Origin of the sequence: Ramlibacter rhizophilus, assembly GCF_004681965.1 — a bacterium.
In the GTDB taxonomy this organism is placed as follows: Bacteria; Pseudomonadota; Gammaproteobacteria; order Burkholderiales; family Burkholderiaceae_C; genus Ramlibacter; species Ramlibacter rhizophilus.
This window is the reverse complement of sequence record NZ_SMLL01000001.1, coordinates 987,134-1,006,168: the sequence shown is the minus strand read 5'-3', so window position 1 is coordinate 1,006,168 and position 19,035 is coordinate 987,134. Positions and strand designations below refer to the sequence as shown.

The following is a 19,035-nucleotide window of genomic DNA, read 5'->3' as shown; positions in this document are numbered from 1 at the left end:
GTCACGCGCGTGGCGCGCGAGGTGGGCACCGAGGGCAAGCTGGGCGGGCAGGCCGAGGTGCAGGGCGTGGCCGGCACCTGGAAGGACCTCACGGACAACGTGAACTTCATGGCCTCCAACCTCACCGCGCAGGTGCGCGGCATCGCGCGCGTTGTGACCGCCGTGGCCAATGGCGAACTCGATCGCAAGCTGCGCGTGGAGGCCAAGGGGGAGGTGGCGGCGCTGGCCGACACCATCAACTCCATGACGGACACCCTGGCGACCTTCGCGGACCAGGTCACCACGGTGGCCCGCGAGGTGGGTGTGGAAGGCAAGCTGGGCGGCCAGGCCAAGGTGCCCGGCGCGGCGGGTACCTGGAAGGACCTGACCGAGAACGTCAACCAGCTCGCGGCCAACCTCACCACGCAGGTGCGCGCGATCGCGGAGGTGGCGACGGCGGTGACGCAGGGCGACCTGACCCGCTCCATCACGGTGGAGGCCCAGGGCGAGGTGGCCGCCCTGAAGGACACCATCAACGAGATGATCCACAACCTCAAGGACAGCACGCAGGTCAACACCGAGCAGGACTGGCTCAAGACCAACCTGGCCAAGTTCTCCCGCATGCTGCAGGGGCAGAAGGACATCGTGGCGGTAGGCCACCTGATCCTCTCCGAACTCGCGCCGGTCGTCGGCGCGCAGCGTGCCGAGTTCTACGTACTGATGCCGGGTCAGGAGCAGCCCGCCCAGCTGCGCCTCATGGCGAGCTACGCCGGGGACGGCCACAGCGAATACGGGCGCGAGATCGGCCTGGGTGAGGGGCTGGTGGGGCAGTGCGCCCTGGACCGCCAGAAGATCCTGCTGACTTCGGCCATTCCCGAATCGCTCGGCATCTCCTCGGGCATGGTGCGGCTCACGCCCATGAGCCTGCTGGTGCTGCCCATCGTCTTCGAAGGCGAGCTGCGCGGCGTGCTGGAGCTTGCCTCGCTGGACCGGTTCAGCTCCACCCACCTGGCCTTCCTGGACCAGCTGTCCGAGTTCATCGGCATCGTGATCAACACCATCGCGGCCAACATGCGCACCGAGCACCTGCTGGCGCAGTCGCAGTCGCTCGCGCAGGAGCTGCAAAGCCGCCAGGAGGAACTGCAGCAGACCAACCAGGAGCTGCAGGAGAAGGCGCATCTGCTCGTCCTGCAGAACCAGGAGGTCGAGCACAAGAACCGCGAGGTGGAACAGGCCCGCCAGGCGCTGGAGGAGAAGGCCAAGCAGCTGGCCCTGACCTCCAAGTACAAGTCGGAGTTCCTGGCCAACATGTCGCACGAGCTGCGCACGCCACTCAACTCGCTGCTGATCCTGTCGGACCAGCTGTCCAAGAACCCGGACGGCAACCTCAGCACGCGGCAGGTGGAGTTCGCCCGCACCATCCACTCGTCCGGCAACGATCTGCTGATGCTGATCAACGACATCCTGGACCTGTCCAAGATCGAGTCGGGCACGGTGGTGGTGGACGTGGGCGAGCTGCGCCTGTCGGACCTGCAGCTCTACGTGGAGCGCACCTTCCGCCACGTGGCCGAGGCCAAGCACCTCGACTTCGTGATCGAGCCCGGACCGCAGTTGCCGCAGACGGTCGTGACCGACAGCAAGCGCCTGCAGCAGATCCTGAAGAACCTGCTGTCCAACGCCTTCAAGTTCACGCACCAGGGACAGGTCAGCCTGGCGATCGAGGAGGTGGTCGGTGGCTGGAGCCGCGACCACGAGGAGCTCAATCACGCGCAGCGGGTGGTCGCCTTCTCCGTGTCCGATACCGGCATCGGCATCGCCTCGGACAAGCAGCAGATCATCTTCGAGGCTTTCCAGCAGGCCGACGGCTCCACCAGCCGCAAGTACGGCGGCACCGGCCTGGGACTGGCCATCAGCCGCGAGCTGTCCAAGCTGCTGGGCGGCGAAATCCGCCTGGCCAGCGCGCCGGGGCAGGGCAGTACCTTCACGCTGTACCTGCCGCTGCATTTCCCCTCCACGCGCGGCACGCGGCGTTCGCTGTCCCTGCCGGCTCCGCGGCTGGAGCCACCTGCGCGCCGGCCGGGCGAGGAGGCCGACGCACGCCGCCCGGCGCCGCGCCGCCTGCGGGCGCCTGCGGACATCGAATCGCCCCAGGCTCCCACCGTCCTGCCCAACGTCGCGCAGGACGACCGCGACGCCATCGCCGCCGGTGATGCGGTTCTCCTCGTCGTCGAAAGCGACCTCGCCTTCGCGCGGGTGCTGCTGGACGCCGCGCGGGCGCAGGGCTTCAAAGGGCTGGTCACTGGCACCGGAGCCGGCGCGCTCACGCTCGCGAGCCAGTTCGCCCTCAGCGCGATCACCCTGGACATGCACCTGCCGGACATGGACGGCTGGCGCATCCTGGACCGGCTCAAGCAGGACCTGTCCACGCGGCACGTACCCGTGAGCGTCATCTCCGCCGCCGACTCCAGCGAACGCGCGCGCGACGCCGGCGCCGTGGCCTTCGTGGCCAAGCCGCTGGACCGCGATGAGTTGCTCGATGCGCATATGGCGGGGCTTCGCGCCTTCGCCGGCCGCCCCGAACGCCGCGTGCTCGTGGTGCTGCGCGAGCCGCACCTGCGGGTGCGGCTCGCGGAACTCCTGGATGGAGAGGGCTTGGTGCTGGACATTGCGCGCAGCCCGGATCACTTGCTGTCCACCGTGGCCGAGCAACGCTACGACGCCCTGGTGCTGGACGACTCGGTGGAGCGCATCGATCCGCGCCAGCTTGGCGATGCCATCGCGCAACACCCGCATTTCGGACGGTTTCCGGTCATCGTGCTCGGCCCGCAGGCGGCCCGGAACTTCAGCGACGACGGTGACGAGCGGCTCGCCCTGCAGCGCGTGCCCGACCTGGACGCCGTCTTCGAGGCGGTCGTTCGCAACGTCCACTACCCCTCTTCGCGCCTCGCGCCCGCCACGCAACAGCTGCTGCGCGAACGCGGCGCGGCACATCGGCCGCTGGTCGGCAAGCGGGTGCTGATCGTGGACGACGACATGCGCAACATCTTCGCGCTGGCCACCGTGCTGGAGGAACACGGCGTGGACATCGTCTGGGCCGACAACGGCCGCGAGGCGATCAATCGCGTGGTCAACGATCCGCAGATCGACGTCGTGCTGATGGACATCATGATGCCGGAGATGGACGGCATGGAAACCATGAAGGAGATCCGCAAGCTCCCGCACGGCCGCGGGCTGCCCATGATCGCCGTGACCGCCAAGGCGATGAAGGGTGACCGCGAGAAGTGCATCGAAGCCGGCGCCTGGGACTACCTGTCCAAGCCGGTCAACACCGCGGACCTGCTGTCCGTGCTTCGCGCCTGGCTGCAACAATGACCCACGCCGTCGCCCACCCCGCCGCCGCCGCCGACCGCCAGGACGGCCGCGTGAACATCCTCATCGTGGACGACCTGCTGGAAAAGCATGTCGTCTTTCGCAGCGTGCTCGAGGAGCTGGGCGAGAACGTGGTCAGCGCCCGATCGGGCCGGGAGGCGCTGGCGCACGTCCTGAACAGCGAGTTCGCGGTCATCCTGCTGGACGTGAACATGCCGGACATCGACGGCCTGGAAACCGCCAGCCTCATCCGGCAATACAAGCGCTCGGCGCAGACGCCCATCGTCTTCATCACCGCCTACGTGGACGAACTGCAAGCCAAGCGTGGCTATGCCCTCGGTGCGGTGGACTACATCCCCTCGCCGGTGGTGCCCGAAGTCCTGCGGTCCAAGGTCAAGGTCTTCGTGGACCTGTACCGCATGCACAGGCAACTGCAGCTGCGGGCCGTGGAGCGCGAGGCGCTCGCCCGCGCGGAGGCCGCACGCGCTGCCGCAGAGGCCGCCACCGAACGCGCGGACTACCTGTCCGAAGCGAGCCGGCGCCTGGGCGGCTCGCTCGACCTGAACCAGACCGCCGCCGCCCTGCTGGAACTTGCCGTGCCGCGCCTGGGTGCGCAGGCGCTGCTGGTGGCCAGCGGATTCGACGGCAGCGTCGCCGTCCTGAATGCACATCCTGCGGCGGCCGCGGCCTGCGAGCTGGCGCAGGGCCTGCGGGTGGCAGTGCTATCGGCCCTGCACGACGGGCGGATGGCGCGCTGGCAGGACGGCACCGATGCGGCGCTCGTCTTTCCCTTGCGCGAGGGCGAGCCGCCTCGGCGGGCGCTGATCCTGCGCGGCCCCGAGGACCGGTTCGATCCGCCCGCCGTGGCGCTGGCCACAGAGATCGTCGGGCGCGCCTCCATCGCGATGGAGAACGCGCGGCTCTATGCCGCCGTGCAACAGGCCGACCGTCGCAAGAACGAATTCCTCGCCATGCTTGCGCACGAGCTGCGCAATCCGCTCGCGCCGATCCGCAATGCGGTGCACATCATGCAAGGCGGCGAGGTGCCGGCCTCCACCCTCCACTGGGCGCGCGACGTCATCAGCCGCCAGGCCGACCACATGACGCGCCTCATCGACGACCTCCTGGACGTCTCACGCATCGTGCAGGGCAAGGTGGTCGTTCGGCCCGAACGGCTGTCGCTGTCGAACCTGGTCGAACGCTCGGTGGAGGCCAGCGCACCGACCATCGCCTCGCGCGGCCAGCAGCTGAAGGTCAGCCTGCCCGAGGAGCCGGTCGCCCTGATGGGCGACGGTGTTCGACTGGCGCAGGTGGTGTCCAACCTCGTCAACAACGCCTCCAAGTTCTCGCCGGCAGGCTCGGCCATCGAGCTGGGCGCCAGCTTCGACGGCAGTCAGGTCACCCTCCGGGTGCGGGACAAGGGCTGCGGCATCGACCCCGCCTTCCTGCCCCACATCTTTGACCTCTTCGTGCAGGGTGACCAGACGCTGGACCGCGCGCAGGGTGGCCTGGGCATCGGACTCACGCTGGTCAAGCACCTCGTGGAACTGCACGGTGGACAGGTCGAGGCGCGCAGCGAAGGCTCGGGCACCGGCGCCGAGTTTCTGGTGCGCCTGCCCGCGCAGCCGGGGGAGGCTGCCGCCGCGCCGCAGCCCGGCCCCATCGAGGTCGTGCGCCCAGGCGCAGCGCAAGGCAGCTCGTCGCGCGTGCTGGTTGTCGACGACCTGGCCGCTTCGGCCGAGACACTCACGCTGCTGCTGGAGATGGAGGGCTACCGCGTTCGCGTCGCCCCCGACGGCCCGACGGCCCTGCGGGTGGCCGAGGAGTTCCGGCCGGACGCCGTCCTGCTGGACATCGGCCTGCCCGGCATGAACGGCTTCGAAGTCGCGCAGCGACTGCGCCAGCAGCCCAGCGGCATCGACACCCTGCTCATCGCGCTCACCGGCTACGGCGAAGCCGAAAGCCGCCACCGCTCCGCCGAGGCGGGTTTCGACTTTCACATGGTCAAGCCCGCCGACGTGGACCTGCTCCTCTCCCTCGTGGCCGATCCGCAGAAGGCGCGGCAGGTGAGGGCGGGGTAGCGCGCGCTGCTACAATCGCGGGCTTCGCAGGAGAGGTGGATGAGCGGTTTAAGTCGCACGCCTGGAAAGCGTGTGTGGGTTAATAGCCCACCGCGGGTTCGAATCCCGCCCTCTCCGCCAGGAACATTATGAGAAGGCCCCCGCAAGGGGGCTTTTTCATTGGAAAAGCATCTCCCGCATAATCTCTTATCGTCCCGCTTGATAGCATCCCGGTTGATGGGTAAGAAGATGAGAGGCGCCGATGCCACGAAAAGCTCCTGAACTTTCCGCCTTGCACGTGAGGCGCTTGACGCAGCCGGGGCTACACGCCGTCGGCGGGGTGGCAGGCCTGTGCTTGCAGGTTGCGCCGGGCGGGGCGCGTACCTGGATCCTGCGGGTCTCCATTGCGGGTAAGCGGCGCGACATGGGCCTCGGTGGCTACCCGGATGTCGAACTGGGGCAGGCCCGGGAGAAGGCGCGCGCAGCTCGTGCCCTTGTCGAGCAGGGCATCGATCCGATTCTTCAACGGCAGCAGGCAAAGAGCGCCTTGGTCGCACAGCGCGCGGCTCAAAAGACCTTCCAGCAATGCGCCAGGGCCTACATCGATGCCAAATCCCCTGAGTGGAGCAACCCGAAGCACGCCAGCCAGTGGACGAACACTCTGGAAACGTACGCATACCCTGTCATGGGGGAACTGCTGGTCGGCGACGTAGCGCTCCCGCAAGTCCTTGATGTGCTCAGGCCAATCTGGCAGGTCAAGACCGAGACGGCTGTTCGCCTGCGAGGGCGCATCGAGGCGGTGCTGGACTGGGCGACGGTACACCGGTACCGCGAGGGTCCGAATCCCGCACGCTGGAAAGGCCACTTGGACAAACTGTTGGCGGCTCCCACGAAGGTGGCGAAGGTACAGCACCACAAGGCGCTCCCGGCCGATGCCGTGCCCGACTTCTTCGGCGCCCTTCGCCAACAGACCGGTCTTGGCGCGCGCGCGCTTGAATTCGCGATCCTGACGGCCTCGCGCTCCGGGGAGGTGAGGGGAGCGACTTGGGGCGAGATCAGCCTCGACAAGGCCGAATGGCTCATTCCGGCCGACCGCATGAAGGCTGGCAAGGAGCACCGGGTCCCACTTTCAATGCCGGCGCTGGAGCTCCTGCGGAGGTTGGAGCGGGTCGAAGGGTCGGACCTCGTGTTCCCGTCGAAAACCTTAACTTCCCTAAGCGACATGACGCTGCTGGCCGTCATGAGGCGGATGGCGGTGGACGCAGTGCCGCACGGTTTCCGATCCAGCTTCAAGGACTGGGCGACGGAGCGGACCAGCTACTCTCGAGAAGCCGTGGAGATGGCGTTGGCGCATGCGATTGGCGACAAGGTCGAGGCGGCGTATCGGAGGGGCGACCTCTTTGAGACTCGGCGCAGACTGATGGACGACTGGGCGAGGTTCTGCGGGACGCCGATCATCGGCCACAACGTCGCCCCGCTGCGGCGCCAAGAGGCCGTTGCGGCTTGAGCGGGGAACCTCATGCGCTTGCCCGTCATCAATGGTCGCCAAGCAGTTCCGGTAAGGGCAATCCCCTATCTCACGAACTTCGACCCTCTTTGCCCGGATCTACTTGTTCTCATCCTGCTTGATGAGATGCCAGGACGACGGTGGGTTCTGCGGGCAAATGAGATTGGTGCATCAGGCGAGCAGTACCAATGGCTCCCCCCTCAATGGGAAGACGTGCACGAGAGGCTTGAAGCGGAACGTGCGCGCATTGCCCGCGATCAAGCGTCGTCGCCGGAAGGCTTCGTCGAATGGAAGGACTGCTCCGTCCGTGTACTGCCACCGGGCGTGTTCGTTTGGCGAGATGAACTCGAACGCGACTATGCACGGACGTTCGGTAAGCCGGACTACGGCCCGCCACCACCTGATGACGAAATCGGACCGGAGTCTGAAGAGGACCAGGTACTGAAGGATTTTTCGCTTTGGACCCGACAAGCCAGAAGAGAAGGGCACCGCGCACTGGACATTGACCGAATGCCCGAACCCAAGGCGGCCCTACGAGAGGTCCTCTTCGAGGGGTTTGATTCGCCTGAACATCGAGCGGATGTGGCACCTCCGGGCTCAGACAGCGCCGGGGCAAAGCAAATAGCTCATCCGGTCACGCGGAAACAGATCGTGGCCACCTTCAAGAACTTGGGCTGGAATTGGGATCGTCTCTGGGAAGATCGGCGCAGGAACGGCCTTCCCGAGCCTCTCGCGGAGAAGCAAGGCAAGCAGCTTTGCTATGACGCTCTCGCCATCGCCATCTGGGTAGCGAACCGGACCGGAATCCCACTCACGCGAGTGAAAGCTCAGCTCGGCATCGTGGACCGAGCGTCCACAGCCGCCACTCCGTTTTCCAACTTGTAGCCACTCGCGGCACGTGATTCATAGGGCGTGCTCCGGCGATTGCCCCCTGTTACCCCCCCCCCGCAAGCCCCCCCACCAGCCCCCCGTTTTCGACCTTCTCAGCGAAACTCTCGAAAGTGCCGCCTCATCCCGCGATGTCCCGCGGGACAACACAGGAGTTCGGCACATGGATCTCGCTCTTTCACCCTCACTGCGCCCAAGACAGGCGGCAGAGTTTCTCGGTATCGGCCTCTCCACCCTGTGGCGGTGGGTAAAGGAGCGCCACGGCTTCCCGCAGCCGATCCAGCTCGGCCCCCGAACCACGGTCTTTGAGGGGGCGAAGCTGGCTGCCTGGCGCAACGCTCAGGGAAACGTGCCGGTGGCGTCGGCACCGAAGGTCCGGCGCAAGGCGAAACGAGCGTAGCGGCACCATCATGCTTCGGCAGCAGGCCATGCGGGCGCGGAAGCCTCATCTCGCTGTAATACGGGGGGAAAGGTGTTCCAGCCCTTTCAGATATGCGGGCCGGTGTTGTAGTGACATCCACGCTCACTGAGATCGACTGGCTCCGGCTGAGGGCCCAGACAGATCCTTCCACTGCACTGGAGGCAATCAGGCCTGTCTTTGGCAGCCGATCGACCATGCTCCACCTCGGCCGGGCAGGCCGGGGGCACCAGGGGTTCGCACGGGGGGTCGGAATAGCCCTCGGAGACGCCTCAGTGGGGAGGATGGATTGGGGAGGGGACAGTCAGCGAGGCTGGCTCCGGCTGGACGTCACCGGCGAGGGTTGTCGCTTTGTGTCCAACTGGGACGCCATCCATCACCTCAAGAATCTGCCCGGTGCCGAAATTCGCCGCTTGGACATCGCGCTCACGACCTTCATGGGCGAGATCAAGCACGAGCAGGTTGTAGAAGCCCACCGCGCCGGAATGTTCACAACTGGAGGGCGCCCCCCCAATCTCCGCCAGATCACGAGCAGTGATCCGGCCGCGAGCCGTACATGCTACGTGGGGTCACGGCAAGCCGATAAGTATTTTCGTGGCTACGAAAAGGGGAAGCAGCTGGCAGCCAAGCTGGCCCCGGCTGGCCGCTGGGAAACCTTCGAGGTTGAGGGGTACCCAGCCGGAGGTGTCTACCGCTGTGAGGTGGAATTCAAGGCCGGGGCCGAGGCCATCGCCTGGGACGCGATCGCCGCCCGTGACAGATTCTTTGCGGGCGCTTACCCGTTCTGCGAGACGGTTCTGCCAGGCATCCGGCCGCGCACATTTTGCCGAGGTAGAAAGGTTGGCTCGCGGCATGACATGGCCGCCGCACTGGCTCACATCAGGCGCCAGTTCGGCGGCACCCTCTACACGGCGCTGGTCGTTAACGGGGGCGACATCGGGGCCGTATGGGAGCAGATCTGTGGCACGGCGCATAGCCCACGGCTCCTCAGGGCTGGTGTCCTCTTGGAGGCGAAGGTGGGTGCGTGAATTTCGCGACCATACGCGCGAGCAATGGTCGAAATATTGAGTTGTGATAAGGGTCTGCTGAAAAGCAGTCCGCCCGTTTTGCAGGCGGAAGTGACAGGGTTTCGCGACCAGTACGCGCGCGCGCGAGCAGCGGACAAATCAAGACGTTGCGACACGCTGATTGCCTGTTCTCTTGGAGCCGCTGCTTGGAGCGAACTCTCGGCTGGCACCGTAAGCGGTTCGAGGCCATGGGCGGCAAATTTCCGGCCGCCGCGCGCGGCGCCAGACAGAAAACCAAGCCCAGCACCTTGCCGTAACAGGCGGCTTGTGGCCAGTGCTATATAACGTCGCTCAGCTCTGCTCCGAACTCCAGGATGACCATTCCCACTGTAGAACTTGTGCCAGGCACCGAACAGCCCGTAGGGGATGGCGTGATGGGGGCGTTTCGATGCCTAGTGCGATTTCCCGATCACAGCCTTCGCGGCGCTGTCGCGAAACGTATGCCGCCCGAAGGGGTCGCTGCCGAGGCGTTTTGTGCCCTGTTGCTCCGGGGCTGGGGTCTCACTGTGCCAGACCCGGCGCTCATTCAGGGCCCTCCCATCGCCTTCGCGAGCATGGACGTGGGGTACCCCAGTTTGAAGCAACGCATTTGCTGGAGCCCCGCGTTGCCCCCGCAAGTTCGAGCAGTTCTCGAGCGCAGCGGAGCGAAGCTCGTAGCTGGTTTCCCAGACACCCCGCGCGCGATCAGTGCTGACGAGGCGATTGCGAACCGAGACCGAAATTTGGGAAACATCCTCTGGGATGGGCAGACAGCAACCTGGATCGACCATGAGCGGGCCTTGGGCAGGGAAGGCCTGCCCGATGTGAACAAACTCGCCGCGCTGGTGACCATGTCAGGCATAGATGATCGGGACATTCAGCGGGCGGCCGTCGGAATTTCGCTGACCCTGGGCGAGCAGGCAATCCGTGAAGCGGAAGCGTCGTGTGGTGACCTCAACGTATCAGGTTTTGCCCAGCAGGTCGCGGACCGACTCGGCCCGTTGGCCACCAGGGTCCTGCAGCGCTTTCCACAACCGCATGACCTGTTTACAGAAGGCGACGGTACTGCGGGGGGGCTGCAATGAGGGCCGAGTGGAACCCCCTGTTTTGGGAGCCGGTCGAAGGCACTGGCGAGCGGCTGATGGCTGGTGTTGTGCTCCGCTTTGACGGTCAATGGTCAGCGCATCGCGTAATACGCGACGACACTCTCGAAGCTCTTTACGGCAAAGCCGCGGGAAGCCCAAAACAGCTTATCGAACACGCGCTAAATCTGTGCCAGGCGGTAGCTGAAGCCGGAGGACAGGAGGCGTTGGGAGCGCTCGAAGTACCGCTCATGGGTCTTTATGTCGGGCAAAGTCGAGTTACCGATGCGTTTTCCGCACTTGAGGCCGTGCGGCAAGCGGCCCTGCTGCACGGGAGTCTCGCCCATATGGAGAGCTGGGACGACCTTGAGGAAGCGGACGCGCCGGCTCCCGAAGAAGTGAACAAGCGGTTTGCTACAGAGGTGCGTGACGCTGTCATTCACGCCAGACCGGAACTGGCAAAGAATTTCAATCGCGCTGCAAAGCTCTTGGAAGGTGGGGTGCCGGTCAAGTTTGGGTACTTGTCTGAGGTTGCCGTATTGCATTTCTCAGTTCTGCACCCCGTGCGCCAAGCCGCGAGCGTGCGAGATGCTCGTGCTCGACTCTGGGAGCTGTCTCGAGCCAAGACTTGGGCGGGTCTGGCGAAGGCAGCCCTTATCACTGCGGTGCCTCGAGCAGACGAGGTCACCTTGGGGAGCAAGCAGCGGGATGCGCTGAGAGCCAATCAGGTCGAAATTGAGCGAGAGGCTGACGCCGTGGAAATGCGCGTGTATGCCGTAACCAGCGTCGACGAAGCTCGTAGCCGGGTTCTTGAGCTTGCTGCTTGACCTTGCCGCCCCCTTACCCTGAACCATGATCCTGGGCGGAGACTGCCTCCGCATCAGCTGAACGTTCCGCGGTGCATGCCGGCCGGATAAATCTTGAGCCCACCGAGTTACCCATCTACTCATCGGCCAGCGAGTTCATTCGTCGCCTTTTGCACGCGCTGCCCGGAGTTCCTTTCGCGCCGTGCGTGCTCCTGGCCCGCTCATCCTTCGACTGACGCCGTCGCTTCTCTTCAGCGGCTCGCCGCCACTCCGGGTGAGCTGCCACCCTGCGGCGGCCTAGGACCGATTTCCCTGAGCATCCGCTCGGGTGTCCAGCTGACCCGTCAGATGAACAGCCTTCTGGTTCAGCAGCGGTTGGCCGCAGGTGTCGAATGAGACTTGCGCCTGATGCGATTACTCCAGTCGACGCAGGACAACGCGCAGTTGCAGGTCACCCGGTGCCCCTTCAGCCCTCAAGAACTCGTTTGCATTCGGCACCGGAAGGGTGACGGCACTCGCTGTGGCACCACTCTGCCAGTTGATGATTGCGAGGTCGTCCAAGCTGGCGAGTGCTTGGCCGGCCAGGGGCGGGGAATGCCGGATGAATAGCCTCACCGCCCGAGCATTTTCGGCACCGCCTCCCGTGGTGGTGTCGGCGGGCATCGACAGGTCCGCCGTGAAGGGTCGCCACCCGAAACTGCCCGCGTCCAGGCTCACGGCAGTCTCTTCTCCGAAGCTCGCCTCGCCCTCGGAGGCGTAATACCTGGCTACCACGCGGACCGCGCCTGCAGATTCGCCTCTCGCCCAGCCGTACAGGGTGAGCCGCTTGTTCGGCTCATTCTCCGGATCGCCCAGGACGCGCACTCGATTGCGCAGCGCCACCACGGAGTCCTGGCTGTCGCCCGCCTGCCGGCGACTGCACAAGGCCATGGCGCCTGAACGGGGTGCCATGAGGCATGCGAACGAGGACGTTCCCGAGGTGTCCCAGCGCGTCGTCTCGCCCACTTGGTCGTCAAGGTCGTAGTCTTCGAACTCTCCGTGCTCCAGGCGGTCGCGCCCCGCGACGAGCCGGACGCCGGGCGAGAGGGTGGTGGCCATGTAGAGGGACTCGCCGGACTGCAGCAGCCCTCGCAAGTCCAGCACGCCGAAGCCTTGGGGCCCGACCGAGACCGTCACCGTCAGCTCGCGGTCAAAGACGCGCGCCGTCTCGGCCGCACCGAGCACACGGCCCCGGCCATTGACGGGCATGACCGTCGTGCCGTGTGCCTGCGAATCCTGGCCGATGCGCCGAATGAACCGGTCCGCCAGCGCGCCGGCGATCGGCCGCGGGCGATAGTCTTCCAGGTACACGGGGATGGCCTGCGCCCGGCGCACCTCGCCGGCCTGCATGTCCACGCGGGCCAGCAAGCCCAGCATGGTCTCCAGCCGATCCTGGTCGAAGGCGAAGTTGCCCAGCGAGTGCGCCATCAAGACACCCTGGTGTCGGCTGAAGCCCTGAGCCACGTGGGGATGGTGAGCCACGACCAGCGAAGCACCGGCCTCGGCCGCCGTCCGCATGCGGTCCAGCGCGAAGTCGCTGGGCGACTCGGTGTATTCCTGGCCCGTGTGGAGGATGGCGATCGGGTAGGCACCTGCGGCAACTTCCGCGGCGATGGCGCTGCGTACCCGCACGGTGTCGCGCAGGTCGGCCGAGCCCCCCTTCGTTTCGGTGGCTACGTAGGTGATGGGGTGATCGGCGCCACTGATGGACGACATGGAGAGCAGCGAATAGCGGCTCCCCCCCAGCGATACGCGGCTCGGCGCGAACGCTTCTGCCGCCTGCCGGCCTGCGCCGCTGTGGGCCAGCCCCGCGGCTGCCACATGGCGCAGCGTGTCGGCGATCCCGGCTTCGAGGTAGTCGTAGACGTGGTTGTTGCCCAAGCCGGCGTAGTCGACACCCGCGTTCCGCAAAGCGCTCAGCGAGGCCGGCAGCGTGAAGAACACGAAGTCCTTGGTGGGGTGGGGCGTGGCCGGCTGGCTGGTCACCGGTGTCTCGAGGTTCACCGCGCGGAAGTCCGCCGCGTCGAGCACGGGCTGGATGAAGGACAGTACTTTGCGCGATCCCGGCACCGGGTCCGCCGACTGAATCAGCGCCTGCGGGTCGCTGGGTGGTACCTGGTCGGGCGGGGTGTCTGCGTCCGGGTCCAGGAAGCGCCGGCCGAAGGAGGTGTCGCCTGCGAAGAGAAAGCGGACGCCCTGGGCTCCAGTCGGGCTGAGGACAAGCGGTTGGAGGATGACTTCCGCATCGGATGCAGGGTGCTGCAGGAACACGGCGGCCTGTTCGTCCCGATGGGCGTCCGCGCTCGCTGTCAGCAGAGCATTGCGCCGAGACAAGCCCTCGATGAGGAACTGCCCCTCGGCGCCCGAACGTACGGTCCGGCCGCCAATGCGCACCAGCGCATTTTCCAGAGGCGCACCCATTGCCGAGACCACCTGTCCGCGCAGCGCAATCGGGGTCGAGTTGAAGCGCGCGATCGCCTCCTGCTCGCGCTGGCTGATTGGGTCTGTTGCCGCCCCACCGCCCCCGCCGCCGCAGCCCGCGAGAGCGGCCAGCAGCGCCGCCGACGTGGCTGAAGAGAAAGATCGGGCGAAGGGGCGGGGCAGATTCATGGCGGGTCCCGACATCGTTTTCCAGCGCCCAATCTAGCGCCGCCAAGCAATGCGGCGGCTGCGGATCCCCGGCCCGTTACGCCTGCACGAGAACGCTTACGAACTCGCGGCCGGATCGTTCACGGGGTGGCGGCGAGTTGCCCAAGCCGGTTCATCACGTCCGCATCTGCCGACGTCTTGGCATTCACGTCGTACACGGTCCAGCCGCCACCCATCTGCCGCGCATTGTCGAAACTGTGCTGCGCGCCCGGATGGACCAGGAGATCGACGGGGTTGCCCATCGCCTCGGAAGAGCCGGCCGCAACGGCAAGTTCGACCCGCTTCTGGCAGTAGCCGCTCGTGAACAGCGGGTCAATGTCGCCGTGGTAGATCGCCATTGCCGCATAGGGCATCCACGTGCTGGTGGAAATGCCTCCGAAGGCGTTGTACAGCCCGCATCCTGGGTAGAACGCGAAGCCGGCGCGGAAGCGCCCCTCCTTGCGCTGGGCCATGGTGTCCGACAGGGCGGAAAAAGCGGAGCTGCCGCCGTGCGACCAGCCCACCACGAAGGTGCGTCCCGGATCGGTCGCCGCCTTGCTCTTGCGCGAGACCAGGTAGGCTCGCGCCGCATAGGCGTCGTGGGGCCGATCACCCACTTCCGAGGTTCCTGCCGAACCGTTGCCGCATTGGTTCTGGGAGGCTCCACGCGCAGTGAAGCTGTCTACCAGCAAGGCGTGGTAGCCGGCGGTAGTCAGGCGATCCGCCCATTCGGTGTAGAGCTTGGCCACTCCGCGCACCGGGTCGCTGTACGAGTAGATGCCGGCGCAGCCGTGCAGCATGACCACCGCCGGCCGCGCCCCGCCCCAATGCGTGCGGGCGAGCTTGCCCGTGATCCGGATTCCTTGCGAATTGACGAAGGACACATCTTCAAAGGTGACCGCCAGTGCCGGTGCATGCAGGACCGCGAGCGCAACGGCGGAGAGAACGATTCGCATAGAAGGAATGGATGAGCTTGAGGTCCTTCTTTATCGAGGGCGGGCCAATGCACCGGTTTAGGGAAAAAACGCCTCTGCACTTCAGCGGCGTGAAGAAGTTGGCTCCGCAGTTGCGGCGCCACGTCGGCTGGAGCGGCCGCTCAGCCCCGGCCCCAGCTGCGCAGCTTCTGGCCCACATCGGTCCGCAACCAGCCGCCCTTCTGCCGCTGCGTGAGCGCCTGCAGTTCCGAGACGGCGCGGGCCTCGCCGATGCGGCGCGTGACCAGGTCACGGTAGATGCGGTCGGCGCGCCGGCGCCGGCGGATTGCGTCCGTCGCGTCAGCCATGCCTTCAAGCCAGCCGAACACGGTGTCCAGCCATCCGGCGCGGCGCACCGACTGCATCTGCGCACGCACCCGCTCCATGGCGGCCGCTTCGCTGGCGGCGATCGCATCGATCTGCGCCCGCACGGACGCCTGCTGCCCCAGGGACGTTTCGCGAAGGGCTCCGAGGCGTTCGCGGAGCCGGTCGTGCGTGAGGACTCCCCATTCCTGAAACCCGGTGAGCGTCAGCAAGCCCTTGCGCTGGACCATGGTGTCGCGACTGGCGAGCTGGTCGCAGGCGCGCGCGCAGGTGTCCCAGGCAAGCCAGCGATACACAAAGTCCAGGCCGGTCCCCTTGATGTTCTGGATGCCCATCACTCGGTTGCGAAAGCCCGGCGGTGTCGCGTCGCGCACGCGTGCGATCACGGCGTCGCCCGTCGCGTAATAGTCCTCGACGACGTGGATGCGGCGCTCGAACCAGACAGTCATCTGCTGGCGCAGCGCGGCATCAAGTTCGGGCTGCGCACTCGTGCCCGCCTGCTCGACGCGCTGCGCGATCTGCGCGAATTCACGCTGCGACTCCAGGTCGCGGCCGTGGAACCGCAGCACCTCATCGGCGTGTTCCAGCCCCAGGGGAGCGAGCGCCTCCTGCAGGGACTCCAGACTCCCCGAGTGACTCAGAATTTCCTTCGGCGCACCAACGCTGGCCAGCATGACCTCAAGGCGGGCCCGCACGAGCGTCTCGCTGTGCACGACACGATAGCGCCGGGCAAGCAGGCGCAGCACCGCGGCCGGTCCGCCCTCGACGGGCTGCTCCGGCCAGAGCGTCAGTGCAGCGGCATGCGCCGCCCAGGATTCGCGGATGTAGCCCTTGAGCCCGTCGACGTTCCCGCCGATCAGCAGATGGACGTCGGCTTGAATGTCCTCGGCGATGACGCCGGCGAAAACGCGAGAGCGCGCAATGCGATCGGCGCGGTTGTTCACCACCGTGCTGATCATCACGCCTGGTTCGGCCTCGAAGTCCTGCGTGTCGAAACCGAGCCGGGTCCAGTTGCCCAGGCAGCCGTAGCGCTCGTTGGCGGACATGCCGTTGGAGAACTCCAGCACCCGCAGCGAGACCCGCGCCGGCGGAAAGGTCTTGAGCACGCCAAGGTCGGGCACCACGTGGTCGGCCATGGACTTGAGGGCGAAGTCCCGCGCGTAGCCCAGTTCGGCGCCCAGGGCCGTGACCAGCGCGATGTTGTCCGGATGCTCCTGATACGGAAACCGAGCCAGCACGTCCGGGGCGATGAGACCCGACTCCAGCCAGCCGACTCCTTTGAGCCGCGTACCTAGTCGGTCCGCCGCTTCCTGCAGGATGGGCCGCATCTGCTCTTCGGTGGTGAAGAGGAGGCCCCGCTCAGGAATGAAGTTGGTCATGACCTGTGGGATGTCGATGCCCGCCGGACCTTGCAAGTCCTCGTGGTCAGGGAAGGTGTTGGTCAGCGTGGCCATGTCGTCGCGCATCCAGGCGCGCTGCATCAGGCGCACGAAGGACGGCGTGAGCGCCATGCACTCCCAGAGGAACACTTCGCAGCCGAGGCGGCGGGCCAGTCGCACGACGTTGAACTGCTCCCAGATGGTCGCCTTGTCGTAGGGCCGGAACAGGAAAAGCTCGCGCGGCGCGCCGAAGGGCTTGCTGTAGACGAACATAGCCTCGCAGCCCGTGGTCTTGCTCACGACACAGTAGCCCTGCCCGTTGAACATCGCGGCCTTGAGCCGTTCGGTGCCCGACTTTCCGCGGGTGCCCCAGCCGCCCACTACGAGCGGGATCGCTTCGCGGGCGCGGCGCATGCTCCGGTTGACGAGCATGTGATGGCCTAGGAACGCAACCAGCCCGCCGGCGATAAACAGCGCCAGGTCGAAGAGGGTGTTCTCGTAGGCCGAAAAGAAGTAGTTCTCTATGCGGGCCCGGAATTCGGGCAGCGACGCCATGCCCAGCGGTGTGGCCGAGAAGAAGCGCAGCACTGCACTGTCCGCCGAGGTTCCGGGGTGCGGCCGGAACCTGAACTCGAAGCCCAGCTCCGCCAGCATGCGCAGGTAGGTGTTCGGATGCGCCGCGCTGCCTTCCACCCAGTTGCGTGCACTGGCGTAGTGGGCGAAGCGGCGTGTCAGCGCCGAACGGGCCCGCAGCCGCCGGGCTGGTTCCAGCGGTGGATCGACTTCGGTCACCCCCTCCGCGGTATACAGGCGCAGCGGACCCTTGGCAGGGTCCTGCTCCAGCAGGGACAGGAGCTCGTCCACAAGTGGCAGGTAGGGGCGCCAGCCTGATTCGGTGGCCATCTGCAGTGGCTCTCCCGGCACCTTGGTCTGCGCGAGTTCGGCCAGAATGGCTGAGGGCGCGCGCAGCGTGCCGTGGAAGATCCGGCCGATGGTGTGCCGGTGGGCCTGTCGCTTGTCCGGCGACGGATGCCGCCACTCGTGCAGGAATCGCCAGAGTCGGAACCCGAACTGGTGGCCGCGCCAGGCCCGCAGCCGGCCGCCTCCGGCGCTGACGTCCAGCGGGAAGTCCCGCTGGGTCAGAACCGACATCACCCGGCCCAGGATCGGCTCTGGCGTTGCGACCGGCAGGTCCAGCGTGCGCGCACCGCCGCCCGGCGTCGCGCCGTGTGCCTGAGGCGCGAGCGCCTCGGCCACCGCACGCGCCTCGTCGTCGCTGGCCAGCCAGAGTCGCTCCCGGGTCAACGCGGCCCACCGACGCACCGGCAGCAGCTGCGCCCCCACGTGCATGGCCTCCACCGCCGGCATCACCGCCGCGATCCAGCGCTCGCGCGTTGACCCCTGCAGCCGCTGGCCGCCATCCTCAGCCGCGTGCAGGGCAACGCGCGCGAGAAAGGCCGACTTCTGCCCCGGGTCCAGCGCGGCCTGGATCCAGCCGAGCGCAGCATCGGCCAGTTCCTCGCGGCTAGCCAGCAGGGGCAACTGCAGGAAGGCTGCCGCCGCCACGGCGGCGACGGGCTCGTCCTGGCCCAGCCGGGGCCAGACCACCCGGACCACGTCCGCCGGCATGCTCGGAATGACTTGCGCCGCCGCTTGACGTACATGGGCGCTGGGATCGTCCGCCACGTGCGCAAGCAGGTCGGCGAGCCGCGCATCGATGTGCAGCGAGCGCCCCAGCATCTCCACCGCGTGCCGGCGCACGAAAAGGTCATCACCCGCGGCGGGTTCGCGCAGCCGGCGCCGCAGCACGGTCGCGACCTGGTCGGGAGCGATCGCGGCCAGCAGGGTCATCGCCTCCCGCTGGATCCAGATGTCCAAGCTGGGGTCCAGGCTGGCCCGGTACACATAGGCCACGGTCGAAGGCTGCATGGCCTGCGTGGCCTCTTCGGGCGCCAGCGGCGCCAGACTCTCGGCCAAGGCGAGGAACGCGTGCGTGCGCACCCGGGCATCGCCCGTCCAGCGCAGGAGCGGCTCGAGCGGCTCTTCCAGCTGGAGCTCGCGCCACGCCGGCGCGCCGCTGCGCTGTTGAAGGGCAAGGGGCGCCAAGCGACCGATGCCGCGCAGGGCGAAAACCAGGGTGCGTTCGTGCTGCCCGATCTGGTAGGCGACGCGGTCCATCAAGGCGTCCGGGCCGAACCAGCGCCGGAACGCGCGCCGGTCGCCGCGCAGCTGCGCCCGTGTGGCGCCGAGCTGGGCGGCGAACTCGATCATGGTCAATCGCTTGGCCGCCGGGGTGGTCGCCGCGGCGAGGCGCTGCGTGAACTCGGCCTGCCGGGCGCGGATCAGCGCGACGCGCGCGGCGAGCGCTTGCACCTGCTCGCCTAGGAAACGGGACACTTGCGCCGCATCGACCGGAGGTCCGCTGCGCCGGCCGGCCGCCCACTCCCGCTCCAGGAACCGCAGCGAGCGCTGCTCGAGGCGCCGTTCGTGCGCGGGAAGGCCGTCCTCCAAGAGTTCTCTCAGCTGTCGCCCGGAG

General features: G+C 66.9%; 11 protein-coding genes and 1 tRNA gene. 9 read left to right on the top strand and 3 right to left on the bottom strand.

The genetic code is table 11. From position 1 onward, the window contains the following. The 9 genes from EZ242_RS04665 to EZ242_RS04625 form a co-directional block, all read left to right on the top strand. The coding region (locus tag EZ242_RS04665) for a response regulator (RefSeq protein ID WP_135283927.1) at positions 1-3,351 on the top strand (3,351 nt) is incomplete at its 5' end. Then, positions 3,348-5,429 (top strand): hybrid sensor histidine kinase/response regulator, encoded by a 2,082-nt coding sequence (locus EZ242_RS04660; protein ID WP_135283926.1) that lies wholly within the window; start codon positions 3,348-3,350, stop codon positions 5,427-5,429. The genes EZ242_RS04665 and EZ242_RS04660, both read left to right, overlap by 4 nt. Before the next feature lie 29 nt (positions 5,430-5,458). Continuing rightward, positions 5,459-5,549 (top strand) — tRNA-Ser (locus EZ242_RS04655). A gap of 121 nt (positions 5,550-5,670) precedes the next feature. Next, on the top strand, positions 5,671-6,915 hold the full coding sequence (locus EZ242_RS04650) for a tyrosine-type recombinase/integrase (protein WP_135283925.1): 1,245 nt from the start codon (positions 5,671-5,673) through the stop codon (positions 6,913-6,915). A gap of 12 nt (positions 6,916-6,927) precedes the next feature. Next, positions 6,928-7,800, top strand: coding sequence for a hypothetical protein (locus EZ242_RS04645; protein ID WP_135283924.1), 873 nt, complete (start codon positions 6,928-6,930; stop codon positions 7,798-7,800). Between the two features lie 166 nt (positions 7,801-7,966). After that, positions 7,967-8,203 (top strand): helix-turn-helix transcriptional regulator, encoded by a 237-nt coding sequence (locus tag EZ242_RS04640; protein WP_135283923.1) that lies wholly within the window; start codon positions 7,967-7,969, stop codon positions 8,201-8,203. A 371-nt stretch (positions 8,204-8,574) separates the two neighbouring features. Then, positions 8,575-9,249, top strand: coding sequence for a replication initiation factor domain-containing protein (locus EZ242_RS04635; protein WP_167784640.1), 675 nt, complete (start codon positions 8,575-8,577; stop codon positions 9,247-9,249). Between the two features lie 761 nt (positions 9,250-10,010). Beyond that, positions 10,011-10,352, top strand: a complete 342-nt coding sequence (locus EZ242_RS04630; RefSeq protein ID WP_167784639.1) for a hypothetical protein — start codon at positions 10,011-10,013, stop codon at positions 10,350-10,352. After that, on the top strand, positions 10,349-11,176 hold the full coding sequence (locus EZ242_RS04625; protein WP_135283920.1) for a hypothetical protein: 828 nt from the start codon (positions 10,349-10,351) through the stop codon (positions 11,174-11,176). Before EZ242_RS04630 ends, EZ242_RS04625 begins: the two co-directional genes overlap by 4 nt. A gap of 393 nt (positions 11,177-11,569) precedes the next feature. Here EZ242_RS04625 and EZ242_RS04620 read toward each other — a convergent pair whose 3' ends face one another. The 3 genes from EZ242_RS04620 to EZ242_RS04610 form a co-directional block, all read right to left on the bottom strand. Next, positions 11,570-13,804 carry a CapA family protein gene (locus EZ242_RS04620; protein WP_167784638.1) on the bottom strand — a complete coding sequence of 745 codons (2,235 nt, stop codon included), beginning with the start codon at positions 13,802-13,804 and terminating at the stop codon, positions 11,570-11,572. A 119-nt stretch (positions 13,805-13,923) separates the two neighbouring features. Then, on the bottom strand, positions 13,924-14,778 hold the full coding sequence (locus EZ242_RS04615) for a dienelactone hydrolase family protein (protein WP_135283918.1): 855 nt from the start codon (positions 14,776-14,778) through the stop codon (positions 13,924-13,926). Positions 14,779-14,918: 140 nt separating this feature from the next. Beyond that, positions 14,919-19,010 (bottom strand): hypothetical protein, encoded by a 4,092-nt coding sequence (locus EZ242_RS04610; protein ID WP_135283917.1) that lies wholly within the window; start codon positions 19,008-19,010, stop codon positions 14,919-14,921. Positions 19,011-19,035 lie beyond the last annotated feature (25 nt).